General features: G+C 44.0%; 27 protein-coding genes. 12 read left to right on the forward strand and 15 right to left on the reverse strand.

The features are described 5' to 3' along the window. Positions 1–203: 203 nt before the first annotated feature. The 4 genes from AC13CK_RS16440 to AC13CK_RS16455 form a co-directional block, all read right to left on the reverse strand. Positions 204–1,103 (reverse strand): LysR substrate-binding domain-containing protein, encoded by a 900-nt coding sequence (locus AC13CK_RS16440; protein ID WP_482831312.1) that lies wholly within the window; start codon positions 1,101–1,103, stop codon positions 204–206. Positions 1,104–1,190: 87 nt separating this feature from the next. Beyond that, positions 1,191–1,895 carry an SIR2 family NAD-dependent protein deacylase gene (locus tag AC13CK_RS16445; RefSeq protein ID WP_482831313.1) on the reverse strand — a complete coding sequence of 235 codons (705 nt, stop codon included), beginning with the start codon at positions 1,893–1,895 and terminating at the stop codon, positions 1,191–1,193. A 19-nt stretch (positions 1,896–1,914) separates the two neighbouring features. Next, on the reverse strand, positions 1,915–2,847 hold the full coding sequence (locus AC13CK_RS16450; RefSeq protein WP_425879809.1) for an alpha/beta fold hydrolase: 933 nt from the start codon (positions 2,845–2,847) through the stop codon (positions 1,915–1,917). A gap of 20 nt (positions 2,848–2,867) precedes the next feature. Beyond that, complete coding sequence (locus AC13CK_RS16455; RefSeq protein WP_005247223.1) at positions 2,868–3,410, reverse strand: PadR family transcriptional regulator; 543 nt, start codon at positions 3,408–3,410, stop codon at positions 2,868–2,870. A gap of 166 nt (positions 3,411–3,576) precedes the next feature. On the opposite strand from AC13CK_RS16455, the gene AC13CK_RS16460 reads away from it, so the two are divergent. The 3 genes from AC13CK_RS16460 to AC13CK_RS16470 all read left to right on the forward strand — a co-directional run bounded on the left by AC13CK_RS16460 (position 3,577) and on the right by AC13CK_RS16470 (position 7,359). After that, positions 3,577–5,601 (forward strand): 2,4-dienoyl-CoA reductase FMN-binding domain-containing protein, encoded by a 2,025-nt coding sequence (locus AC13CK_RS16460; RefSeq protein WP_425879808.1) that lies wholly within the window; start codon positions 3,577–3,579, stop codon positions 5,599–5,601. 164 nt (positions 5,602–5,765) lie between these two features. Further along, positions 5,766–6,176: a nuclear transport factor 2 family protein gene (locus tag AC13CK_RS16465; RefSeq protein ID WP_114541138.1), complete on the forward strand. Its 411-nt coding sequence runs from the start codon at positions 5,766–5,768 to the stop codon at positions 6,174–6,176. A 70-nt stretch (positions 6,177–6,246) separates the two neighbouring features. Beyond that, positions 6,247–7,359, forward strand: coding sequence for a YheT family hydrolase (locus AC13CK_RS16470; RefSeq protein ID WP_425879807.1), 1,113 nt, complete (start codon positions 6,247–6,249; stop codon positions 7,357–7,359). 57 nt (positions 7,360–7,416) lie between these two features. On the opposite strand, the gene AC13CK_RS16475 is transcribed toward AC13CK_RS16470, so the two are convergent. Next, positions 7,417–7,839, reverse strand: coding sequence for a hypothetical protein (locus AC13CK_RS16475; protein WP_370940779.1), 423 nt, complete (start codon positions 7,837–7,839; stop codon positions 7,417–7,419). A 225-nt stretch (positions 7,840–8,064) separates the two neighbouring features. On the opposite strand from AC13CK_RS16475, the gene AC13CK_RS16480 reads away from it, so the two are divergent. From AC13CK_RS16480 to rodA, 6 genes are all read left to right on the forward strand, one after another. Continuing rightward, positions 8,065–9,705: a CTP synthase gene (locus tag AC13CK_RS16480; RefSeq protein WP_005100051.1), complete on the forward strand. Its 1,641-nt coding sequence runs from the start codon at positions 8,065–8,067 to the stop codon at positions 9,703–9,705. A gap of 32 nt (positions 9,706–9,737) precedes the next feature. Beyond that, positions 9,738–10,595, forward strand: a complete 858-nt coding sequence (gene kdsA, locus AC13CK_RS16485; RefSeq protein ID WP_005266221.1) for a 3-deoxy-8-phosphooctulonate synthase — start codon at positions 9,738–9,740, stop codon at positions 10,593–10,595. Positions 10,596–10,654: 59 nt separating this feature from the next. Beyond that, positions 10,655–11,944 (forward strand): phosphopyruvate hydratase, encoded by a 1,290-nt coding sequence (gene eno, locus AC13CK_RS16490; protein WP_425879806.1) that lies wholly within the window; start codon positions 10,655–10,657, stop codon positions 11,942–11,944. 7 nt (positions 11,945–11,951) lie between these two features. Next, positions 11,952–12,344 (forward strand): septum formation initiator family protein, encoded by a 393-nt coding sequence (locus AC13CK_RS16495; RefSeq protein WP_425879805.1) that lies wholly within the window; start codon positions 11,952–11,954, stop codon positions 12,342–12,344. Next, on the forward strand, positions 12,313–13,026 hold the full coding sequence (ispD, locus tag AC13CK_RS16500) for a 2-C-methyl-D-erythritol 4-phosphate cytidylyltransferase (RefSeq protein ID WP_425879804.1): 714 nt from the start codon (positions 12,313–12,315) through the stop codon (positions 13,024–13,026). The genes AC13CK_RS16495 and ispD overlap by 32 nt, the downstream gene beginning before the upstream one ends. 112 nt (positions 13,027–13,138) lie before the next feature. Beyond that, positions 13,139–14,278: a rod shape-determining protein RodA gene (rodA, locus tag AC13CK_RS16505; protein WP_004278715.1), complete on the forward strand. Its 1,140-nt coding sequence runs from the start codon at positions 13,139–13,141 to the stop codon at positions 14,276–14,278. Positions 14,279–14,431: 153 nt separating this feature from the next. Here rodA and AC13CK_RS16510 read toward each other — a convergent pair whose 3' ends face one another. From AC13CK_RS16510 to AC13CK_RS16555, 10 genes are all read right to left on the reverse strand, one after another. After that, positions 14,432–14,734, reverse strand: coding sequence for a cyd operon YbgE family protein (locus AC13CK_RS16510; protein WP_004278714.1), 303 nt, complete (start codon positions 14,732–14,734; stop codon positions 14,432–14,434). A gap of 3 nt (positions 14,735–14,737) precedes the next feature. Then, on the reverse strand, positions 14,738–14,839 hold the full coding sequence (cydX, locus tag AC13CK_RS16515) for a cytochrome bd-I oxidase subunit CydX (RefSeq protein WP_004278713.1): 102 nt from the start codon (positions 14,837–14,839) through the stop codon (positions 14,738–14,740). A gap of 26 nt (positions 14,840–14,865) precedes the next feature. Beyond that, on the reverse strand, positions 14,866–16,011 hold the full coding sequence (gene cydB / locus AC13CK_RS16520; RefSeq protein ID WP_004645267.1) for a cytochrome d ubiquinol oxidase subunit II: 1,146 nt from the start codon (positions 16,009–16,011) through the stop codon (positions 14,866–14,868). Then, on the reverse strand, positions 16,008–17,594 hold the full coding sequence (locus AC13CK_RS16525) for a cytochrome ubiquinol oxidase subunit I (RefSeq protein WP_482831314.1): 1,587 nt from the start codon (positions 17,592–17,594) through the stop codon (positions 16,008–16,010). The genes cydB and AC13CK_RS16525 overlap by 4 nt, the downstream gene beginning before the upstream one ends. Further along, entirely contained in the window at positions 17,594–17,785 is a 192-nt protein-coding gene (cydP, locus tag AC13CK_RS16530; RefSeq protein WP_004278707.1) for a cytochrome oxidase putative small subunit CydP, read from the reverse strand. Before cydP ends, AC13CK_RS16525 begins: the two co-directional genes overlap by 1 nt. A 436-nt stretch (positions 17,786–18,221) precedes the next feature. Then, complete coding sequence (locus AC13CK_RS16535; protein WP_425879803.1) at positions 18,222–19,274, reverse strand: porin; 1,053 nt, start codon at positions 19,272–19,274, stop codon at positions 18,222–18,224. Positions 19,275–19,618: 344 nt separating this feature from the next. Then, entirely contained in the window at positions 19,619–20,032 is a 414-nt protein-coding gene (locus AC13CK_RS16540) for an HIT family protein (RefSeq protein WP_425879802.1), read from the reverse strand. A 31-nt stretch (positions 20,033–20,063) separates the two neighbouring features. Next, on the reverse strand, positions 20,064–20,333 hold the full coding sequence (locus AC13CK_RS16545; RefSeq protein ID WP_004278704.1) for a YARHG domain-containing protein: 270 nt from the start codon (positions 20,331–20,333) through the stop codon (positions 20,064–20,066). Positions 20,334–20,419: 86 nt separating this feature from the next. Further along, positions 20,420–21,292 (reverse strand): NAD(P)-dependent oxidoreductase, encoded by an 873-nt coding sequence (locus AC13CK_RS16550; RefSeq protein WP_425879801.1) that lies wholly within the window; start codon positions 21,290–21,292, stop codon positions 20,420–20,422. A gap of 62 nt (positions 21,293–21,354) precedes the next feature. Then, the gene (locus AC13CK_RS16555; RefSeq protein WP_005252044.1) at positions 21,355–22,452 is read right to left on the reverse strand and encodes an alpha/beta fold hydrolase; all 1,098 of its coding nucleotides are present in this window, start codon (positions 22,450–22,452) and stop codon (positions 21,355–21,357) included. Positions 22,453–22,594: 142 nt separating this feature from the next. On the opposite strand from AC13CK_RS16555, the gene AC13CK_RS16560 reads away from it, so the two are divergent. The 3 genes from AC13CK_RS16560 to recR are packed head-to-tail and all read left to right on the forward strand — an operon-like array spanning position 22,595 to position 24,750. Further along, positions 22,595–23,782 carry an O-succinylhomoserine sulfhydrylase gene (locus tag AC13CK_RS16560; protein ID WP_005266235.1) on the forward strand — a complete coding sequence of 396 codons (1,188 nt, stop codon included), beginning with the start codon at positions 22,595–22,597 and terminating at the stop codon, positions 23,780–23,782. Positions 23,783–23,810: 28 nt separating this feature from the next. After that, the gene (locus AC13CK_RS16565; RefSeq protein ID WP_004278699.1) at positions 23,811–24,140 is read left to right on the forward strand and encodes a YbaB/EbfC family nucleoid-associated protein; all 330 of its coding nucleotides are present in this window, start codon (positions 23,811–23,813) and stop codon (positions 24,138–24,140) included. 13 nt (positions 24,141–24,153) lie between these two features. Beyond that, on the forward strand, positions 24,154–24,750 hold the full coding sequence (recR, locus tag AC13CK_RS16570; RefSeq protein WP_005100074.1) for a recombination mediator RecR: 597 nt from the start codon (positions 24,154–24,156) through the stop codon (positions 24,748–24,750).

A 24,750-nucleotide genomic window follows, 5' to 3' on the forward strand; every position in this document is an offset into this window, starting at 1 on the left:
AATTACAACTCACTCGTGATTGTTGACGAAAACATACAAAACACTACATTAAACAGTGGTTTAGGATTGTATATCTGATTAAACTAAGAGTCAGATACATAGTTCCTTTTTTCGCTCACTATGCTGTAGTGAAAGTTTCTCTAGCTCATTTTTCCCCAAGAATGAGCTATTTTTTTGTCCAGTTTTCCTCAACAGCATATCACTTAGCGCTGATTTAATTCAGCGACCAGATAGTCAATAAAGACCCGTACTGCGGGCAATAAGCCGCGACGTGAAGGATAAACCACATGGAAAATACCATGCGGTGCTTTCCAGTCGGGAAGTACACGAACCAGTTCACCACTTGCTACGTACTGCTCGACCACATTATCTGGCAGCAAAGTGACGCCTGAGCCTGAGGCGGCCAGTTGTGCCAGCATATTTAAATCAGACCCCATAACTGTGGGACTGACACGGATTTTTTTCTGTTCCTGCTGTTCATTTTGTAAGGTCAGAAACTGTTCGGTATGGTCTTCGGCCATACTCAGGATTTTATGTTCAGCCAGTTGCTCTGGGTTTTTTAGTTCACCAAATTCATTTAAATAACCCTGACTGGCGAATAAATGCTGCTCAATTTTTTCAAACTGGCGGATCACCAGATTTGGGTCATCATCCAGACTGGAACGGACACGTAAGGCCAGATCAAAGCCTTCATTGATAATATCGACCCGTCGATTGGTGATCATCATCTGGACTTTAATTTCGGGATATTTTTTCAGGAAATTTGGCAGAATTTTTGCCAGTTCATTCTGGGCAATAGAGACTGGCAGACTGACTTTAATGGTTCCACGCGGTTCGGTACTCAGATGATCCACCAAATCATGCGCTGCCTGTGCAGCACTCAGCATCACCTGTGCATGCCGATAAATATTCATGCCGATATCGGTCACGGCAAAATGACGCGAACTGCGCTGAATCAGACGTACACCCAGACGCTCTTCCAGATTAAACACCCGACGGCTGAGTTTGGATTTGGGAATATCGGTCGCACGTTCGGCTGCACTAAAGCCGCCATGTTCCACCACCTGAGCGAAACAGTAAAAGTCATCCAGATCAGACAGCATGGTTTAATTCCATCCTTGCAACGATAAGCTGATTAAAAATTGATTGTTGCATACTGTCAATCAGAGAATGCAGCATATAAAATAAATTTAATTCCCGGATTTCAGTAAACCTAGCAGTGTTTGCATGCCATCGGTCGCGTTTTGGGGGATTTTGTAAAACTGTGCAGGCAAATGCTGCTGCTCGGCTTTCGGGTCGATGTAATAGGCCGGACATTTCGCAGGAATCTCATGAATTAACCCGGCAACTGGATAAACTTGAAGGCTGGTGCCAATCACCACGAAAATATCGGCATCCTGTACACAGTCTTGAGCTTCTTCATACGCGGGTACGGCTTCGCCAAACCAGACCACATGAGGACGCAGCGGATAGCCTGCCTTACAAAAGTGTTGATTTAAATCTAATTCAGAGCCTTCAATTGGATAAAACTCGGTTGTGCTTTGTGCATCGGGGCCTGAGCTTTTGGCCAGGCGAATATTGCCATGTAAATGGATCACCTTGGAGCTGCCGGCACGTTCATGCAAGTCATCAATATTCTGGGTGATTACATGCACATCAAAGTTATCTTCAAGATTGGCGATCAGCTGATGGGCTGCATTTGGCTGTGCTTCCAGAATGTTTTTACGGCGGGCATTATAAAAGCGTTGTACCAGTTGTGGGTTTTTGGCCCAGGCTTCGGGTGTGGCGACTTCTTCTATAGGATGCTGTTCCCAAAGTCCATCACTGTCACGAAAAGTATTAATGCCACTTTCGGCGCTCATGCCTGCACCGGAAAAGACCACCAGCTTTTTCATTATTCTGTCTCCTGAATCTTTAGGTAGCTGAACCGCTAGATTGCGAATTTTCTTTCAAGAAGATGCCAAGTTCTCGGGAAAATTTTAGCGGTTCAGTCAGTAAAGGCGTATGGCCAGACTTGCTGAAAATTATCTGTTTGGCATGAGGCAGGCTTTCTGCAATCAGGCGCTGACCTTCAAAAGGATACAACTTGGATTGTACACCGCTAAAGAAGGTCACCGGACAGCTAAGCTGAGCTAGAGCCTCGCGGTAATCTTCACGATGATATAAATAATTATTGATATACCACGCCATATAATCCACCCGGCTGGAAGGTAATAACAGGCTTTGCAGGCGAGGTTGATTTAGGATAAATGCGAAAGCTTTCAGACTATATTTTTGTTCATTTTGTAGCTGAATAAACTTTAGCCATAGGGCAGCGATTTGTTTACGTACCGAAATGTCGAGATCGCGGATCAATTCAACTTGCTGGTATTGTGCAAGTAGGGCAGAGAGCTGCTGCAGGATGTCGATAAATTCCTGATGACGTGGACCAAAAAGTCCAAAAGCCCAAGCATCATCGACCGGAATTTTAGGTGTTTGATCGATATGTAAATAAGCAGAAATCTGACTGGAAAAGTTGCCATAATGTATGCCGTGCATTGCTGTGGTTGCGCCTATAGAGTAAGCAAGCACAATGAATTTATCTAAATTGAGCTGTTGAATTACCGACTGAATATCCAACCAGTGACTGGAAATTGCATCAAGATCTTGCGGAATTTTACAGCGACTGGAAGCCCCAAAGCCGCGCCATTCCGGAATAATGAAACGGAAATTTTTCTGATGCGCATAGAGAAAAGCTTTCCATTGCCAGCTCAGCATGCCGAGTCCTGAGAGTACCAGTACCGGCTGTCCCTGACCGTATTCGAGTACAAATAGCTGTTCACCATCGGGCATGCGATAAAAGGGCATGTGTGTCTCCCTATTTACAGTTATTTTGCATCAAATTGTTTGAGTCGCTGAATGACCTGTTCCAGCCAGGAAATCCAGCCCAGTTCCTGATCAATCCCCAGTTGTAAAATCATTTTATGAATATACAAGGTACGGTCATTTTCGTGTGCTTGAGCAAAGTCCTTGGCAAAAATCTGCTGATAGGTTTTTAGTTTTTCTTTATGCAGTTCCAGATGGCGTTCCAGCTCTGCCAAGGTGTTATTGCCACCAAGCTGGGCTTCGGCACGTAAACGCACCATCAGTTCTTCGCGCAGTTGTGCCGGTGGACTTTGTTGCAGCATCCAGTTGGCCAGTTCTTCCCGGCCCAGACGTTCCACCTGATATGTCTTTTTGCGGCTATTGGAATCTTCCTCTTCTATCGTCGAAATCCATCCTTTTTGCAGCATGGCATTCAGCTCGCGATAAATCTGCTGATGAGTGGCATTCCAGAAGAAGCCCATGGATCGGTCAAAACGGCGGGCCAGTTCGATTCCGGTGCTGGGCTTTTCAATCAGGCTGGTCAATAAAACATGCGCTAAAGACATAAGCGTCTCAAAAAAGTGACTCAGGATTATTATGCAACATGTTGCATAAAAATCAATTCTGGCATATAAATTAGTGCAACAAGTTGCATTAAACTGGAAAATTTGAGGGATCAAACTGCCAGTTGCTAAAACAATAGCCAGCCTAAACGCACGCTCAGGAGTTGAAATGTCTAAATATCCGAATTTACTTGCCCCATTGAACTTGGGTTTTACCACGCTTAAAAACCGCGTGTTAATGGGTTCCATGCACGTTGGTCTTGAAGAGGCACCCGGCGGATATGATCGGATGGCAGCTTTCTATGCAGAGCGTGCCAAAGGTGGAGTCGCTTTAATCGTCACCGGCGGGATTTCACCAAATGATCATGGGGTGACGTTTCATGGTGGTTCCAAACTTGACACTCTTGAAGAAGCTGAAAAGCATAAGGTAATTACCCAGGCCGTACATGAGGCGGGCGGGAAAATTGCCATGCAGATTTTGCATACCGGACGCTATTCTTATCAGGCTGAAAATGTCGCGCCATCCCCAATTCAGGCACCGATCAATCCGGTCAAACCGCATGCTTTAACTTCGGCTGAAGTGCAGCAAACCATTGATGATTTTGCCAATTGTGCCAAGCTGGCTCAATACGCCGATTATGACGGTGTAGAAATCATGGGCTCGGAAGGCTATTTGATTAACGAGTTTATTGCCGCGCGTACCAACCATCGTGATGATGAGTGGGGTGGAAGCTATGCAAACCGCATCCGTTTCCCGATTGAAATCGTACGCCGTACCCGTGAAATGGTCGGTGAGAACTTTATCATTATTTATCGCCTATCTATGCTGGATCTGGTCGAAGGCGGTTCAACTCTGGAAGAAGTCATCCAGTTGGCCAAAGAAATTGAAAAAGCCGGTGCGACCATTATCAATACCGGCATTGGCTGGCATGAAGCGCGTATTCCGACCATTGCCACCAAAGTGCCTCGTGCAGCCTTTACTTGGGTGACGCGTAAGCTGAAAGGTCAAGTGAAGATTCCTTTAATCACTTCAAACCGTATCAATACTCCGGAAATGGCTGAATATGTATTGGCGTCTGGTGATGCTGATATGATTTCTATGGCCCGTCCGATGCTGGCAGACTCTGAGTTTGTCTTGAAAGCGGAGCAGGGTCGTAGCGATGAGATCAATACCTGTATCGGTTGTAATCAGGCCTGTCTGGATCATATTTTCTCAATGAAAATTGCCACCTGTCTGGTCAATCCACGTGCCTGCTATGAAACAGAGCTCATTTTTAAAGAAACCAATGTGGCAAAAAATATTGCCGTGATTGGTGCAGGTCCTGCAGGTTTAAGTTTTGCTGTATATGCGGCAAATCGCGGTCATCAGGTGACGGTATTTGAAGCCGCTGCTCAGATTGGTGGGCAGTTTAATATTGCCAAGACCATTCCAGGCAAGGAAGAGTTTTATGAAACCTTGCGTTATTTCAAACGCCAGATTGAATTACAGCCACGTATTAAATTGCAGCTGAACCATAAGGCGAGTCTGGAAGAACTGGCTCAGTCAAACTTTGATGACATTGTGGTGGCAACAGGCGTGACACCGCGTCAACTTGAGATTCCAGGTATTGATCATGCAAAAGTACTGTCTTATCTGGACGTTTTGAAAGAACGTAAGCCAGTGGGTCAGCGAGTTGCCATTATTGGTGCAGGCGGTATTGGTTTTGATACAGCCGAATTCCTGAGTCATGAAGGAGAAAGTGGCAGTATCAATCCGGAAAAATTCTATGATGAATGGGGTATTGATACTGACTATGAAAATGTCGGTGGCTTAAAAGCTGCAAATGTAGAAAAACCGCAACGTGAAATTTATTTATTGCAACGTAAAGCCGCTTCAGTCGGCGCAAGTTTGGGTAAAACCACAGGCTGGATTCATCGTACTGGTTTAAAACACCGTGATGTGAAAATGATTGCGGGCGCCAGCTATGAAAAAATTGATGATCAGGGCTTACATATAGTCGTGAATGACAAACCTGCGGTACTAGAAGTCGATCATGTGATTATTTGTGCCGGTCAGGAATCTTATACCGCCATGTTTGATGAGCTAAAAGCAGCCGGGAAAAATGTGCATCTGATTGGTGGAGCGAAAGAAGCGGGTGAGTTGGATGCCAAGCGTGCAATCCGTCAGGGTGCTGAATTGGCGGCGGTGATTTAATTTAAAAACGTCAAGCTTTATTAACCTCTCCCTTGCGCAGCAGTGCTACTCATCTCCTATAAGGAGAGGGATAAATCGGTATAAAAAGTGTTATCTCCCTCTCCCTTTGGGAGAGGGCTGGGGTGAGGGAGATTAATTTTTTAATAACAAAAAAGGAATCCAAAATGACCATCGAAAATACCAGAAAATCCATTGTACGCTGGCATGAAATGCTAGAAACCCGTGATATGTCGATCTTGAATGAACTACTTGCTGAAGAAGTGGTATTTCGTTCACCCGTAGCGTTTCAGCCTTATCCTGGAAAACAGATGGTATTTTTTATTTTGACCAATGTCATTCAAGTCTTTGAAAACTTCACTTATCACCGTGAATTTATAAGTGAAGATGGTAACAATGTCGTACTTGAGTTTTCTGCCAATGTGGGCGATAAAAAACTAAAGGGAGTTGACATGATTCAGTTTAATGAAGAGGGTCAGATGATTGATTTTGAAGTCATGATCCGACCTAAGTCCGGACTTGAAGCCTTGGCTGTACAGATGGGCCAGCGGATGCAATCATTCCAAGCTAAAACTTAATTCGAACTATTGATTCAAGTCGGCATGAAATTTGTAAATCACAGCTAGTACAACTAGAGGGGGATGACAGATGAAAATGTTGCTTAAAAAATTGGGTCAGCTTTCCAGTGAATATCTGGATCGTTTCAGCGGAGCAGATCAGCCGACCCTGTATTACAATCCGAATGGTGTATTTTCAGGACTCATTGAGCGCTTACCGCAGCTGCAACAAAAATATCGTCCTACACCTTGGTTAGCCAATGCACACGCACATATTCTGTATTTCGATTTAATTAAAAAACGCACCATTAAACTGAAATATGATGCGCTTGAACAGCTGAAAATGTCAGATGATGGAATTACCGGTATTGCCTGGTATGGACTCGATCTTCCGGCAAGCACGCCGACCATTGTATTACTTCATACTATTACCGGTTCTCCTGAATCAATGCGTGAACTGGTTCGTGATCTGCATAAATATACGGGTTGGCGTGTTGCATTGTGTTTACGCCGTGGTCATGCAGACTTACCCATGCCTGTGCCTAAAATGAACCTGTTTGGTTCAACTCAGGATTTGCGTGAACAACTCTTGTATATACAGGACAGATTTCCTCAGTCCGATCTCTATGGGGTTGGCTCTTCTGCGGGTACGGGATTGTTAGTGCGTTATCTGGGCGAAGAGGGTGAACAAACCCCATTAAAAGCAGCTTTTGCTTTATGTCCTGGCTATAACACTGAAACTGGTTTTGCCAATGTGCATCCGTTTTACAGTAAAGTTATGGCCAAAAAACTGATTAAGCGCTTTATTCATCCTTATCAGGAAACCTGGCAGGTCTGCCCAAGCTGGAAACAGTTATTAGAAGTTAAAGATCTGTCCGAATTTGAAAAACTCTATTTTGAACTGGCTGGATTTACGGATTATGCCAGTTATACCCAGGCAACCAATCCGATTTATGTATTTGAAAGTATCAAAATTCCGCTGATGATTTTAAATGCGGAGGATGATCCGGTGTGTCACATTCGGAATTTAGAACCTTATAAAGAAAAAATTCGGTCGATGTCTAATATTATGGTGATTACCACCAAAAAAGGCAGTCATTGCGGCTTTTATCAGGGCTTGATGCAAACCGAATCTTGGGCTACCCGACTAATGGCAGACTATTTGATTCACTTATCTCGTGCACCGGCAACAGTATCTGCTTAAAAAGTTCTAATAAAAAACCCAGCATCTGCTGGGTTTTTTTGATGAATGATCCTGTAATCAGTCAAGTGCTGGCATCGCTGCGGCAATCGCGTCAGCAACCGCATCATCCTCAGACTTGTTTTCTGGATTTGAATTGGTTTTAGGTGTTGTCGCAGCAGGCTTTGAGGCAGGTTCTTCGCGGGTTTCAGGCACTGGTGCCGGCTCAGTGGTTTCTGGCTTTTTGATTTCACGACGGATTTCGGTCGTGGTGTTTTCAGTTTGCTCACGTTGAATTTCAACCGTTGGCGCTACTTCCTCTTCAATTGCCGCTGGCTCTACAGGTTCAAGCGGTTCAAATTGCGTTGGTTCTGGAGTCGAGATTTCAGATGCTGGAGTAACTTCTACTTGCTCTTCTTCTTTTGGTGCTTCTTTTTTTACACACGCAGTTAATGTCAGGCCAGTCAGGATTAGGGTGGAGATTAAAAGTTTCTTCATCATCATTGCATCAAACATAAAAGTGTGGAGGGGATACACCATTATAGCAGCAAAATGCAAGATAGAAATCATATGAACTTACTGTAATTTTTTATAGGAATTGCTGTTAGAATAGTCAATTGTTTATTGTTCTTTGAATTGATGCGGATTGACTTTGCTTTCTAGGTACAAGGTAAAGTAAAATTGCGCAACATTGCAGGCCGATTTAGGCTCGATTGTACGAGAAACCCAATGACCCATTTTATTTTCGTTACTGGTGGTGTAGTTTCATCACTAGGTAAAGGTATTTCAGCTGCTTCTGTTGCTGCACTTTTAGAAGCTCGTGGTTTAAAAGTGACCATGGTAAAAATGGATCCATACATTAATGTCGATCCAGGGACAATGAGCCCATTCCAGCATGGTGAAGTTTTTGTTACAGAAGATGGTGCTGAAACAGACTTAGACTTGGGTTACTACGAACGTTTCTTGCGTCGTGCGAAAATGACCAAATTGAATAACTTCACATCAGGCCGTGTTTACCAGGATGTTCTAAATAAAGAACGCCGTGGCGACTACCTGGGTGGTACTGTGCAAGTTATTCCACACATTACTGACAATATCAAAGAGCGTGTACTTCGTGCAGGCGAAGGTTATGACGTTGCGATCGTAGAGATCGGCGGTACTGTAGGTGACATTGAATCTCTCCCATTCATGGAATCTGTACGTCAGTTAATGGTGGAACTTGGTCATAAACGTACCATGTTAATGCACTTAACGTTACTCCCATACATTAAGTCTGCAGCAGAATTAAAAACCAAACCAACACAGCACTCTGTTAAAGAACTCCTGTCGATTGGTATTCAGCCAGACATTCTCATCTGCCGTACAGAATACGATGTAGATGCAGATACGACGCGTAAGATTGCATTATTTACCAACGTTGAAGCACGTGCCGTTGTGGTATGTAAAGACGCACGTTCAATCTACCAGATTCCACGTACATTCTACGAACAAAATGTTGACGATTTAATCTGTGAACGTTTTGGTTATAACGATCTTCCTGAAGCTGACTTAACAGATTGGGATAACGTTGTAGAAGCACTCCTGAACCCTGAATACACCGTACGTGTTGCAATGGTTGGTAAATACGTTGAACTTCCAGATGCTTATAAATCTGTCAACGAAGCACTTCTGCATGCGGGTATTCAAAACCGTGTGAAAGTTCAGATTGACTACGTAAACGCTGAAGAGCTTGAAAGCCAAGATGTAGCAGAAGTATTGAAAGATGCTGATGCGATTCTGGTTCCAGGTGGTTTCGGTGAACGCGGTACTGAAGGCAAAATGAAGGCAATTCAGTTCGCTCGTGAGAACGGTGTGCCGTTCCTCGGTATTTGCTTGGGTATGCAGTTGGCTGTGATCGAATACGCACGTAATGTTGCTGGTATTGCAGACGCGACCTCGACTGAATTTAACCGTTCAACCAAATCTCCATTGATTGGTTTAATTACTGAATGGTTAGATGAGCGTGGTGAAGTTCAGCAACGTTCTGCTGATTCTGATCTGGGTGGCACGATGCGTTTAGGCGCGCAAAAATCTGAACTGGTTGCAGGGACTAAAACTGCAGAAGTTTATGGTTCTGAAGAAATCATCGAGCGCCATCGTCACCGTTACGAGATGAACAACCGTTATATCCCAGTGCTGGAAGAAAAAGGCATGAAGATTTCTGGTTATTCTCCGGTACAGCATCTGGTAGAAACTGTTGAAATTCCTGCACATCCTTGGTTTATTGCAGTACAATTCCACCCGGAATTTACCAGCTCGCCACGCGATGGTCATCCATTGTTTGCAGGTTTCATTGATGCTGCGAAAAAGCAGTACCAAAAAACCAAATAATCGGTGCGTAGGACACAACTAGGGAAGTTTAAATGTCGCAATTAAAACCACAAGAAATTGTACGTTTGGGCGATATACAAATGGCAAATCATTTGCCATTTGTATTATTCGGCGGAATGAATGTACTTGAATCTAAAGACCTGGCTTTTGAAATCGCAGAGACTTATGTTGATATCTGTACACGTTTGGGTATTCCATATGTGTTCAAAGCCAGCTTTGATAAAGCCAACCGTTCAAGCCTGAACTCTTTCCGTGGGCCTGGCCTAGAAAAAGGTCTCGAGTGGTTAGCTGACATTAAAAAACACTTTAATGTGCCGATCATCACCGATGTGCATGAGCCGTACCAAGCGGCTCCTGTTTCAGAAGTGGCAGACATTATTCAATTGCCAGCTTTCTTAAGTCGTCAGACGGATCTTGTTGAAGCAATGGCAAAAACCGATGCGATCATCAACATCAAAAAAGCCCAGTTCCTGGCTCCACACGAAATGCGTCATATTTTGCATAAGTGTCTGGAAGCCGGAAATGACAAGCTGATCATTTGTGAACGCGGTTCGGCATTTGGCTATAACAATCTGGTTGTAGACATGCTGGGCTTCGACATCATGAAAGAAATGAATGTCCCGGTGTTCTTTGATGTAACCCATGCCTTACAAACCCCAGGCGGCCGTGCAGATTCTGCCGGTGGTCGTCGTGCGCAAATTACAACGCTTGCACGTGCGGGTATGGCAACGGGTCTTGCAGGCTTGTTCTTGGAAGCACATCCAGATCCGGAAAAAGCCAAGTGTGATGGTCCATGTGCGCTGCGCATGTCTCAGCTTGAGCCGTTCCTGGCACAGCTAAAAGAATTGGATACCTTGGTTAAAGGTTTCGAAAAGTTAGATACACACTGAGTTTATCACTCTTGCGCTGCCGTATAGGCAGCTCATATTAATCAACTGAGGAATAGTTCATGAGCCAAATCGTTGACATTCGTGCACGTGAAATTTTGGACTCTCGTGGTAACCCTACCATCGAAGCAGACGTAATCTTAGCATCTGGCGTAGTTGGCCGTGCATGTGCACCATCTGGTGCTTCAACTGGTTCTCGTGAAGCTTTAGAACTTCGTGATGGCGATAAAGCGCGTTACTTAGGTAAAGGCGTTAAAACTGCAGTAAATAACGTAAATACGTTAATCCGTGACGCTTTGGTCGGTAAATCAGTATTCGAACAAAAAGACATCGATAACACGATGATCGCGCTTGACGGTACTGAAAACAAAGAAAAACTAGGTGCAAACGCAACTTTGGCAGTGTCTTTGGCTGCTGCTCGCGCTGCTGCTGAAGAAAAGAAAATTCCTCTTTTCCAATACATCGCAGATCTTCGCGGTCAAACGATTCTAACCATGCCTGTACCAATGATGAACATCATCAATGGTGGTTCACATGCAGACAACAACGTCGATATTCAAGAATTTATGATTGAGCCAGTAGGCTTCACTGCATTCTCTGAAGCGCTACGTGCCGGTGCTGAAATCTTCCATTCACTTAAATCAGTTTTAAACAAAAAAGGTTTAAACACTGCGGTAGGTGATGAAGGTGGTTTTGCGCCGAACTTACGTTCAAACGAAGAAGCAATCACAGTTATTCTTGAAGCAATTGGTCAAACTGGCTACAAAGCAGGTTCTGACATCATGCTTGCGCTTGACTGTGCATCTTCAGAATTCTACAAAAATGGTCAGTACATTCTTGCTGGCGAAGGCAACAAAGCGTTCACAAGCAACCAGTTCTCTGACTATTTGGCAGGTCTTGTAAACCAGTACCCAATTATCTCGATCGAAGATGGTCTGGACGAATCTGACTGGGAAGGCTGGTCTTACCTGACTTCTATTCTTGGCGACAAGATCCAGTTGGTTGGTGACGACTTGTTCGTAACGAACCCGAAAATTCTGCAACGTGGTATCAACGAAAAAGTGGGTAACTCGATTCTGATCAAATACAACCAGATCGGTACCTTGACTGAAACTTTAGATGCCATCTACCTTGCGAAAGAGAATGGTTACTCTACTGTAATTTCACACCGTTCAGGTGAAACGGAAGATTCAACGATTGCTGATCTTGCAGTAGGTACAGCAGCGGGTCAAATCAAGACTGGTTCACTTTGCCGTTCTGACCGTGTAGCGAAATATAATCAATTACTTCGTATTGAAGAATTGACTAATGCTGCATATCGCGGTAAAGCTGAGTTCAAAGGTTTGAACTAAGCGACTTATGTCAATGTTAAATGTATTCGACTCGACTGCGAGTAAAGTACTGTTGGGCCTTGCGATCATTTTGATCGCAGGGTTTCAATATTTATACTGGTTTGGTGAAGGTGGTTATCATGATCATCAGCAACTGACCCAGAAAATCCAGCAACAGATGGAATTGAATGATGAGCTGAAAGAGCGTAATCGCGTTCTGGCGGCAGAAGTTTATGATTTGAAGAATGGTATTGAAGCCATCGAAGAACATGCGCGTTTAGATCTTGGTCTGATTAAGCCACGCGAAACTTTTATTCAAATGAGCACGATCAGTACTCAATATAAACCGATCTATCTTAATCCTAATTCTAAAGTAGACCTGCGAACCAATGAGTCAGCTGAAGCACCACCTACACCCTAAACTTTGGGTCATTCTTCCAGCTGCAGGTTCCGGTAGCCGTTTCTCCAAAACAGAACTGAAACAATATCAGATGATTCAAGAGCGAACTGTTCTTGAACATACGGTGGCTCGTCTGAATCAACTGCCTTTGACGGGTTATGTCCTGGCGATTGGTGCACAGGACAACGTGGCGAAAACATTGCCATTTTCCAGTCAAGAGAAAGCCCATTTCTGTCTGGGCGGTGCCGAGCGGGTGAATTCCGTGTTAAATGCACTGAACTATTTATCTCAAATCGCTTCTGAAGATGATTGGGTGCTGGTACATGATGCGGCGCGTCCCTGTGTCAGTCATGATTGTCTGCAACAGTTGGTCAATACGGCGATTACAAATGATCAGGCTGCGATTCTGGCGATTCCGGTGCGAGATACACTTAAGCGTGTAGTAACCAATTTTGATATTGAGGAAACAGTGGATCGCTCAATGCTCTGGCAGGCACAAACACCACAAATGGCCAAGCTAGGCGTGTTGAAAAGGGCGATTGAGCAGGCTTTGCAAAATGTTGCTACGATTACTGATGAAGCCAGTGCGCTGGAACATATCGGTGAACAGGTGAGTGTAGTACAGGGGCGTTCCGATAATATTAAAATTACCTATCCGGACGATCTAGAGCTGGCCAGGCTGATTTTAAAGGCTCAGGCTTAAAAATATATTCAAATAATATTTAAATAAAAGCAGAATAAATCTGGCTGTAGCGATCTATTCGCTATAGCTTTCACTTATAATTTTGCCATCATTCTTTTTCACCTTTTGGCCAATGATACCTTCACAGCAGTATCGGTTTTTACGTCACTCTTTGCGCGATGGACGTAGTATTAACCCGCAAGATTCATCTCGATGGACCAAGTTGCACCTTGATCCATGGTTATTGTGCTTTCTGGTTCTCAATGCAATCTTGGGTTTAATGGTGGTGTATAGCGCGACCTCCGAAGACTCTGGCATGGTGGTGCGTCAGGCCGTCAGTTTCGGGATTGGTTTTGTGCTGCTATTTATCTGTGCGCAGATTCCACCGAAAGTCTATCAGGCGATTAGTCCATACCTGTATGCCTTCGGGATCTTCATGCTGCTTCTGGTCTTTGTGATTGGTGAAAAACGTTTAGGTGCAACCCGCTGGATTACCTTGCCGGGGGTGGGAAGCATGCAACCGAGTGAGGTGATGAAATTTGCGATGCCTTTGATGATGGCATGGTATTTTGCACGTAAGCCGTTTCCTCCCAAATTTTTGCATATTGTCGGGGCTTTGATTTTATTGGGCATACCATTTGTTTTGGTGGCGCTTCAGCCTGACTTGAATATTGGTTTGGTGATTCCCGGTATTTTTGTTCTATTTTTAAGTGGCATGTCATGGCGTCTGATTGGTGGTGCAGTTGCAGCAGTTGCTGTGGCAGCACCGGTTGCATGGATGTTTGTGCTACAAGAGTATCAAAAAAAGCGTATTACCACCTTGTTTGATCCGGAGTCGGATGCCTTGGGCGCGGGCTGGAATATTATCCAGTCCAAAATTGCCATTGGTTCAGGTGGTTCCACGGGCAAAGGCTATACCGAAGGTACACAATCACATTTAGGTTATCTGCCTGAACATCATACTGACTTTATTATGTCGACCTATGCTGAAGAATTCGGTTTTATCGGTGTTTTTCTGCTGTTCAGTTTATTCACTGCCATTATTATTCGCTGTTTGATGATTGGTTTAAACAGCTTTCATAACTTTGGCCGTTTATATGCCGGAGCCATGGGGCTGACTTTCTTCTTCTTTGTATTTTTAAACTCCGGCATGGTGAGCGGGATTTTACCTGTAACGGGAGATCCATTGCCGCTAATGAGTTATGGTGGAACAGCAGTAATTTCTATGCTGGCCGGGATGGGCATTGTGATGTCGATTCATACTCATCGATAAGTCATTCTAAAAGTCAGACTGGTTCCGGCTTTTTATACACTTAAAATAAGTTGTCTTAGAAATCCTGTTTTGGCCAGAAGAAAAAGAAGAATATTTTAGAATTCATATTAAATTAAAAAAGCCCTCACTTGAGGGCTTTTTTAATTTCATACTTTAACTGAGAAACCAGGTGTAATAGCCCCAGATCATTAAAGGCCATGCTAGGAAAGGGCTAAACAACCATTTCCAGAACCAGTGGCGCGGCATAAAGCCCACACCATGGACAAAGCCTCCAGAAATACCAATCATGATATACATCATGGCACTATGGCTATATTCACCATTGGCATCCAGCATTGCGGAAGGATGAACCAATAACACGGCTGCGAGAGGAAAAGCCAGGAGGCAGGAAATCATCATCGCAAATTTGTTTGGTTTCTTGTCTACAACGGTTTTCTCAAGCGCAGCTTCTGTCATGTTTTATTCCTCATCCAGGTCTTGGTGTTGTTCCATGTAAATGGCAGCAATCACACTGGCAAAACATGCCATCAGTACACCCAGAATCCAGGCAAAATACCACATAGTTGTCTCTCCTTAAGACACAGCCCTTAGTACAGGCTGTGTGAATTATCTTCAATGTGTTTGTTGGTAATCACGCCCCACATCTTGTAATAACACCAAGTGGTATAGATCAGAATCAGTGGAACAAAGATACAGGCAGCAACGGTCATAACGGTTAAGGTATTTTTACTAGATACCGCATCCCACATGGTCAGACTTGCAACCGGGTTAATGCTTGAAGGCATCAGGAAAGGGAATAGGGCGAAACCAGCAGTCAGAATTGCACCGATAACTGCCAGAGATGAACCCAGGAAGCTCAAGCCTGCTTTATTTTTACCTGCTGCCAGTACAATGATCAAACCGCCCAAAATGCCGGCAATAGGCGCTGCCATCGTGATTGGATAAGTCGAGTAGTTATTCATCCAGCCTGGATTGGCATTGGTCAGCACTTCTTTGGCGAGCGGGTTGGCAACACCATTGGTATCAAAAGGTGTAACCAGTGTATAACCTTGAATACCACCAAAGTACAGCCAAGCGCCTGCAGCCAGGAAGGTAACCAGATAAACCAGACCCATGATTTGTGTTGCTTTGGCAGAACGTTGGCGTAGGTCACCATCAGTACGTAGCATTAACCATGCACCACCATGTGCACACAGCATCGATAAGCTGACCAGACCACACACAATAGCAAACGGATTCAGTAGTGCAAAGAAGCTGCCAGTATAAGTAGAACGTACAGTTTCATCTAGAGTAAATGGCACACCCAGGAACATGTTACCGAATGCCACACCAAAGACCAATGCAGGAACTGCACCACCAATCGCTAGACCCCAATCCCATGAATTGCGCCATTTGGTATTTTCCAGTTTTGAGCGATAGTCAAAACCGACCGGACGCAGGAACAGGGCAAACAGGACCAGCAACAGGGCCCAGTACATGCCGGAGAAGGCAGTTGCATAGACCATTGGCCAGGCAGCGAATAACGCACCGCCGGCAGTAATAAACCAAACTTGGTTACCGTCCCAGTGCGGTGCAATAGTATTGATCGCTGCACGGCGCTCACTATCATTTTTGCCCACAAATGGCATGATCGCCATGGAGCCCATATCGAAGCCATCGGTGAGGGCAAAGCCAATCAGCAATACGCCGACCAGCACCCACCAAATGATTTTTAATAATTCATATTCGATCATGCTTGAGTCTCCCCATTTGCCTTCTCTGCAGCTGCAAGCTTTTCAAAATGGTATTTACCGGTATGCAGTGAGCTTGGGCCAAGACGTGAGAACTTGATCATCAGATACATTTCAATAATCAGTAACACGGTATAGAATGCTGCCAATGCAAGGATTGAACCCCAGACATCACCTGTGCTTAAGCTTGATGCTGAAAGATGCGTCGGTAATACCTCACCAATGGTCCAAGGTTGACGACCTACTTCTGCTACATACCAGCCGGTTTGCGCAGCAACCCAAGGTAAAGGCAGTGCAAATAAAGCAAATTTCAATAACCATGGTTTGTTTTCTGCATTACGTTTTGCTACCGCAAAAGTTGCCAGTGCAAATAGAAGTAGCATCAGGAAGCCGGAAGCTACCATGGCACGGAAGGCCCAGAACAGACTTGGTACGTGTGGAATGGTATCTTTAGCGGCTGCTTTGATTTGCTCATCAGAGGCATCAACGACATTTGGCGTGTATTTCTTTAGCAGCAGACCATAACCGAGGTCTTTTTGACTTTCTTCAAAAGCGGTTTTCAGTTCTGGAGACTGATCACCCGCACGTAATTTTTCCAGTTGTGAATAGGCCACCATACCATTACGGATACGCGCTTCATGCTGAACCAGCAGGTCTTTAATACCTGTGACTTGTTCAGTCGTAGAGCGTGTAGCGATCAGACCCATCACATAAGGAATTTTCACTGCATAATCTGTAGTCATGGTTTCCGTATTCGGAATACCGAACAAAGTAAAAGGTGCAGGTGCAGGGTGGGTATCCCATTCTGCTTCAATTGCTGCCAGTTTGGTTTTCTGTACATCGCCCAGCTCATAACCTGATTCATCACCCAGTAAAATCACCGAAAGTGTAGAGGCAAGCCCGAAGATGGCTGCAATGGCAAAAGAACGGCGTGCAAACGGCAAGTCACGTTTTTTCAGCATGTAATAACTTGAAATGGCCAGTACAAAAATAGCACCTGTGACATAACCGGCAGATACGGTATGCACAAATTTAACCTGAGCGACCGGGTTAAAAATCAGTGCAGCAAAGTCCACCATTTCCATACGCATGGTTTCATAGTTAAATGCCGAACCGACCGGGTTTTGCATCCAGCCATTGGCGACCAGAATCCAGAGTGCGGACATGTTCGAGCCTAAAGCCACCAGCCAGGTTACGGCCAGATGTTGCACTTTGGACAGACGATCCCAACCAAAGAAGAACAAGCCAATAAATGTCGATTCAAGGAAGAAGGCCATCAAACCTTCAATCGCCAGCGGTGCACCGAAAATATCACCGACATAATGCGAGTAATATGCCCAGTTGGTTCCGAACTGGAACTCCATGGTCAGGCCGGTGGTTACCCCTAAGGCAAAGTTAATACCAAACAGTTTTCCCCAGAACTTGGTCATGTCTTTATAGATTTCTTTGCCGGAAATCACATAGGTGGTTTCCATAATGGCAAGCAAAAAAGCCAGGCCTAAAGTCAGTGGAACAAAAATAAAGTGATACATCGCGGTCATGGCGAACTGGAACCGCGAGAGATCGACCACGCTTTCAGAAATCATCAACGTGTCTCCTGGATTTGGGAAGGATTGCCGGCGATACGCTCGGCGACTTGGTTATCAAAATTTTTAGGAATCGTAGGCGCATCAAACCAGATATTTTTAATTACCATCAGTAGAATAACCTTGATAATTAAAATAGCGGTTATTTCTCTAACCACTCTCTGGTTTAGATTTTTGGGAACTAAGCTCATTCGACTAAGCCTGTTATATGACTTGTTGTATATTATTAATCTATTGTAACTAAAAAATAAATAGGCGATACAGTTTAAATAAATATATATTTATAAGTATTTGAAAATGATAAATATATATTTATATAAGTTAAAATTTATTCTAAATATTTTTTATTATTTTATGTAATTTTTTTGATTTTTAAATCCGACTAAAATGCTTATATTTATATATTTGAATGTAGATTATTTTAGTTGGATTAATATTTTTTAATCTGATTAAAATGCTTGGTTTTAAAATAAAGAATAAAATTAATCTAACTAAATTGGTTGGTTTTATAAGAGTTGAATATCAGTATCATAATCTTTCACATCATATTTATATTGATAAAAAACACACCAAAAAAAGAACATGCTGGAGGCATGTTCTTTTTAAGCTTTGTGAGGGAGACTGGACTTAGAAGTCGTAACGCATGCCTAGAGAAAGACCTAGGCTGTCTTCACCGCGTGCGCCACTTACAGCATTGGTACGACCTTGTGCCCAAGGGGTAAGGTTTGAGTTTTCATCATTTAGTACAGTTGCTATGTTGCCATAAATGCGGACTGTTGGATCTAAACGGTGTTCAAGTCCGATTGCCAGTAAAGTTGCATTCGCATCATCGGCATCCACATCGCGGTGGAATACTTCACCACGGAATGAGGTTTTTGGTGCAAATTTATATTCACCGGCTACACCAAATACTTGTGCATCTGGGTTTGCTTCAGAATTATCATGTTGAAGGAATTGGTATAAACCGCCCAGATTGAATTCAGGGGTGATTTTGTAAGCACCAGCAATACGGAAACCATCGCGCTCACCACGGGCAGCTTCTTCTTCATAGTGTTCATAGGCAGCAGCGAAATCAACTTTACCTTCTTTATAGGTTAAAGCGAGGTCATATGCTTTATCTTTGTCCTTGGCACCATCTTTAGTAGCATCCGGACTATTAGTTTCATGTAGTGACATCGCACCTAATACGTTGAAACCGCCAGCAAATTTTGGTGATTTATATTCAATGGTATTGGCATTACGTTCATCAAAACGCAGGTTGCCTACACGCGTGACGTTACGAACGTCACCGACCATATCACCAAAGAAGTTGACCGGGCCACGTGCTACTTTGAATGGGCTGTCAAAACGGCCGATACGCGCTTGACCGAAATCACCTTTTAAACCAACAAAAGTATCACGAGTTGCAAATTCAACATCATCATTTGCAGAACCACTTGCAAAGTTAATTTCCTGTTCGATTTGACCAAATACGGTCATACCGTTTTCTAATTTTTGTTCAGCTTTAAAGCCTAGGCGTGAAGAGTTTGAAGAAAGACCTACTTCGTTATAATCCTGGCCATCATCCAGATAATCTAAAGAAACGTGTGCACGACCATACACTTTAACATCAGCAGCAGCTGCCATCACTGGTGTTAAAATTGTTGCCCCGATTGCTAATGCAGATAACGTTTTTTTCATGTGTTGCTCCAATAAAGACTTTTTTATTCATCGTCTTAAAAACAAGTTTCAGTATTGTTTTGAAACATCTACTGCTCTATGGGTGCCAAGTATTCATTACAAATAAGTCAATATGATTAAGGAAATATTTCAGAAATATTAAAGACAATCATTACCTTATTTTTTATAGGATTATGAGTGGGGTAAGCAGGATTGATGCAAATACAGCTAAGCTCGGTGTTTGCTGCAAAACTTAAAAATAGGCTAGGTGACTTTTATTGATATTTTAGTGGCTTAATTTAGGGTGAAATACATCAGACATAAAAAATGGAGCCGAAGCTCCATTTTTAGATATTAAGAATAGCTTAAAGGGCAGCTTTAATTTTCTCAGCCAGCGCTTTAATTTTTTCCTGGTCGCCCATCTGTGCAGCATGTTTGCCCAGATTATGCAAAGAGGTAGGAACCAGATGGAAATGTACGTGTGGTACGGTCTGACCCGCTGCGGCCCCTGATAATTGCATCAGCACGATACCGTCCACACCTAAACCTTTTTCAATGGCTTTTGCAACTTTCTGTACGATCTGAATCGTATAGGCTGCAGCTTCAGGGGGTAGATCCAGTAAAGTGATCGCCGGAGTTTTCGGAACCACGAGAGTATGACCTTCTGCCTGAGGCATGATGTCCATAAATGCAAGAACCTGGTCATCTTCATACACTTTTATCGCAGGAAGTTCACCGCGTAGAATTCGTGCAAAAGTATTCTGATCATCATAAGTCATAAGTATATTCCTTGAGCGTCATTAAACTGAATTATTTACAGTTCAATTCTTTCTGACGATCTTTGATCGCGTCAAGACGTTGTTGCTCTTTTTCCGAGAATTTTGGCTTGGTTGTATAGCAATTGTCATTACCAAACTTGGCTTTTGCTTCAGGATCTTTGAAACAGAAACCTTTAGACGCATAAATCACGTCATGATCATTTTTTAATTTTTTGCACTCTTGTTCAGATGCAAGAACCGATGTTGAAGCCCCGAACAAAGTTGCAAAGCCAATCAATGCTGCAACAGAAAATTTCTTCATGAGAGTTTCCTCTGGGTTATCCACTATATGTGCCTGCCTACTAGTCACAATATGAGGTTTCGTTATCATTATTCAATGGCGAGATATTACTCGATGGTAATATTACTCCATGATTCATACATTTTCACAGCACTGGAAAAATCACTGTTTTTATCCGACAGATCGCTGGCCGCCTGAATCAGATTCTGGGTCAACGAGAGCACAGGCGCAGAAAGTTTGGCTTCACGTGCAAGGTCGATTGCAATGCCTGTATCTTTGGCCAAGAGTGGCAGGGCAAAGGTTACAGGAAAACTGCGGTTTAAAATACGCTGTGGCAATACGGTTTCAGTCACCATACTTTTACCACTTGAAGCATTAATACAATCCAGTGCTTCATGCAGGTTTACCCCATGCGCTTTCAAGGTAGTAAAGCCCTCAGCAACGGCACACAGGTTTACAGCCATTAACATATTATTTACGGCCTTCACTGCAAAACCCGCGCCAGATTCACCGACATGCTTGATCAGCTTGCCAAATGCCTGCATCGCAGGAAGGGCTTTTTCATAGCCCTCTGCATTACCGCCCACCATCACGGTTAATGTACCATTTTCAGCACCAACGGTTTGGCCGCTGACCGGTGCATCCAGAAAGATTACCCCATGTTTAGCCAGTTGTACTGCCAGTTTTTGGGCAGAATCCGGTACACCACTGGTGCAGTCGACCCAGACTGAACCGGATTTAAGCGGTAAATTTTCCAGAAGTCGTTCAACGTCAGCGCTAGTTGGCAAGCATGAAAAAATCACATCTGCCTGTACGGCCTGTTCCAGTGTGACGGCTTGGGTGCCATATTCAGCCGCATGTTGCTCTGCTTTGTTAAAGCTGCGGTTCCAGACATAGACCGTATCAAACTGCTTGGGTAAATGTGCAGCCATACGAAAACCCATTGCACCTAGGCCGATAAATGCCACTGACTGAATCATGCTGTACCCTCTGAATATGTTTAAAGCTATTTAATATTTTTTTCTGGTGCGGGGAATCTACACTAAACATCAAGACGTGTAGAGCGCTGCACCAGCCAGGTCGTCATTTTGGGCCAGAATGTATTTGCCGTTTTCTGGTTCGACATTAGTCCAAGATGACCACCCGGTATAAGAGTAAACGTCTTATCTTGGCTACTTGTCAATTCCATCAAAGGCTTAGCTGACTGTTCTGTGACAATCTGATCGGTTTGACCTGCACCTACCAACAGGGAGCAGCTGATATTTTTAAGATCAACGACACGGCCATCCAAAGTGATAGAACCCTGTTTTAAAGGATTTTGCAGCCATAAATGCAGCACCATGTCCTGATTAATCCCACCTGGATAATCAATCATCTTGTTCAGGAAATTTCCCATGGTGGCATGTTCATAGACATCTTCGACATGATCCAGATTCAGCAAAAACTGCTTCTGGCTTTTGAGCCAGCCGATCGGATCGAGTAACTTGAAGCCCAAGGCATTTACAATACCCGGCGTATGAATATATTGCTTCGGGATCAGTCCTTGATGAATGGCTTGTTGCAAATTCTTATTTTTAGAAATCAGTTTATTAGTCGTAGAAAAAAGTTTGCCGACACGTCCTGACGCATAACTGTCGATAGGACTGCCCACCACGATCAGATTCTTGACATGTTCAGGCGAATGCAAGGCGGTATAGAGCGTGACAAACACGCCAGCCATACTCCAGCCGTGCAAGGAAATGAACTGACTGCCCGAATGCTTGCAGATGGTTTCAATGGATTGAGGAATGGCGGCATCGATAAAAGATAAAAAATTCAGGTGACGATGCTTAAAGTTAAAGCGTTTCCATTCCACCAGATAGACATCAAAACCGCTATGCTGAAAATGCTTGACCAGAGAGCGATAAGGATACAGATCATAGATATCCATATTAATCGCCAAGGGTGCGATAAAAACCAGAGGCTCCTTATATTTTTTTTCGGGTGAAGCGTAATAACGAATCTTGCAAAACTCGGTGCCGGCAATATATTCAAAAGGGGTTTTTTGCGACAGGATCAGTGAGGAGGCATTAAACACCCGGGTACTAAGGTGTTTCAATTTTTTTTGCTGGCGCTGAAAGTTTTGTTTTAACTGAATCATGTAAATAAAATATCCGTATCCGCGGGAGGATTGATCGAAGTCTAAGCAATAATCGCTTATTATGCCTTGACCTGAAATAGCTTAGGCGCTCAAAATGTTGGCAAATTTTTACAAAAGGCAGCCCGAGGGCTGAGGTAAAGCGATGAGCCAGCAAGACGATATTTCTTACCAATTAGAAACTTTAGCCATTCGTACCGGCCATACCCGCACTTTTGAAGGTGAGCATGGCGAACCGATTTTTCTAACATCGTCCTTTGTTTATGAAAATGCTGCAGAAGCCGCAGCCAAATTCTCAGGCCAGGAACCGGGCAATATCTATTCTCGCTTTACCAATCCGACCGTTGCCATGTTTGAAAAGCGTCTGGCTGCACTTGAAGGTGCAGAGCGCGCCGTCGCCACCAGTTCGGGTATGGCAGCTATTATGGCAGTGATGATGGCTTTTTTAAAAGCGGGCGACCATGTGATTTGTTCACGTGCAGTCTTCGGTTCTACGGTTTCCATGTTTGAAAAATATGTCGCAAAATTTGGCGTCAGCGTTGATTTCGTCGATTTGACCGATCTTGATGCATGGAAAAATGCCATCAAGCCTGAAACCAAAATTCTCTTTGTTGAATCTCCATCCAATCCTTTAGCAGAAGTAGCCGATATACAGGGACTCGCCGATATTGCGCATGCCAATAATGCTTTACTGGCGATTGATAACAGCTTCTGTACACCTGTGTTACAACAACCACTCAAATTTGGTGCAGACTTGGTAGTGTATTCTGCGACTAAATATCTGGATGGTCAGGGCCGCGCCTTGGGTGGTGCTGTCGTAGGTAATCACAAGTTACTAGAAGAAATCTTCGGCTACGTGCGTACCACAGGCCCGTCAATGAGCCCATTCAATGCTTGGGTCTTCCTGAAAGGCTTGGAGACACTACGTTTGCGTATGCGTGAACATTCAGCAAGTGCTCAGCAACTGGCTGAATTTTTGAATCAGCATCCAAAAGTAGAAAAAGTATATTATGCGGGCCTGCCTGAGCATGTCGGTCATGAACTGGCAGCAAAACAGCAGAGCGGTTTTGGCGGTATTGTGTCTTTTGAAGTCAAAGGTGGCCGTGAGGAAGCGTGGACTGTCATTGACAATACCCAGTTTATTTCGATTACCGGCAATCTGGGCGATGTAAAATCGACTATTACCCATCCGGCGACCACGACACACGGTAAATTGTCGCCTGAAGCCAAAGAAGCCGCTGGTATTCGTGAAGGTTTAATTCGCGTATCTGTTGGTTTGGAAGAGATTGGTGATATTATCCAGGATATTCGTCGCGGTTTAGACCTGATTTAATTTTATAAATTTATGTTCGGAGATATTTATGAACATTAACATGTTGATGCAGCAAGCTCAGCGCATGCAGAAAGAAGTTGAAAACAACGTAAAAAAAGCCAAAGAAGAGCTTGCGCAAACTGAAGTGCATGCCGAGGCGGGGGGCGGTCTGGTGAAAGTGACCATGACTTGCCGTAACGTGGTGAAGCGTATCGAAATCAATCCTGAATTACTTCAGGATGATCCAGATATGATCGAAGACCTGATTGCAGCGGCAATGAATGATGCAGCACGTCAGGCAGAAGTGGTATCTGACGAAAGAATGAAAGCAGCGAACTCAGGCATGGGTTTACCGCCTGGTCTTGCAGGTATGTTCTAAGGAAGAATGCGCAATGTTTAGTGATCGTTTTGATCAACTCGTTCAAGCATTACGCATTTTGCCAAGCGTTGGGCCAAAATCGGCTCAACGTATGGCATTGCATATGATCATGAAAAATCGTGAGGGTGCTATTGGTCTGGCACATGCGCTGACTGAGGCAACCAATCACATTCATGAATGTTCAGTCTGTCATTCTCTGACCGAAGACGAAGTCTGCAATATTTGCAGCTCTCTGGATCGTGATGATGAACTGCTCTGTGTAGTGGAATCACCTGCAGATGTCATGGCGATTGAGCAAAGTGGTAGTTTCAGAGGTAAATATCATGTATTGGGCGGACATTTATCGCCACTGGATGGTATTGGTCCCGAAGAAATCGGTATTCCGTACTTATTGCATCGTTTGGCCAATGGTCAGGTGAAAGAAGTGATTCTGGCAACCAATGCCACGGTAGAAGGTCAGGCTACGGCGCATTATCTGGTTGAGGCCAGTAAGCATTTGCCGATCCAGATGACCCGAATTGCCCAGGGCGTACCACAAGGTGGTGAGCTGGAATATGTCGACAGTCATACCTTGAGTCAGGCAGTACATAACAGGATGCGCATGAAGTAA

Source organism: Acinetobacter sp. L-24, assembly GCF_056857555.1.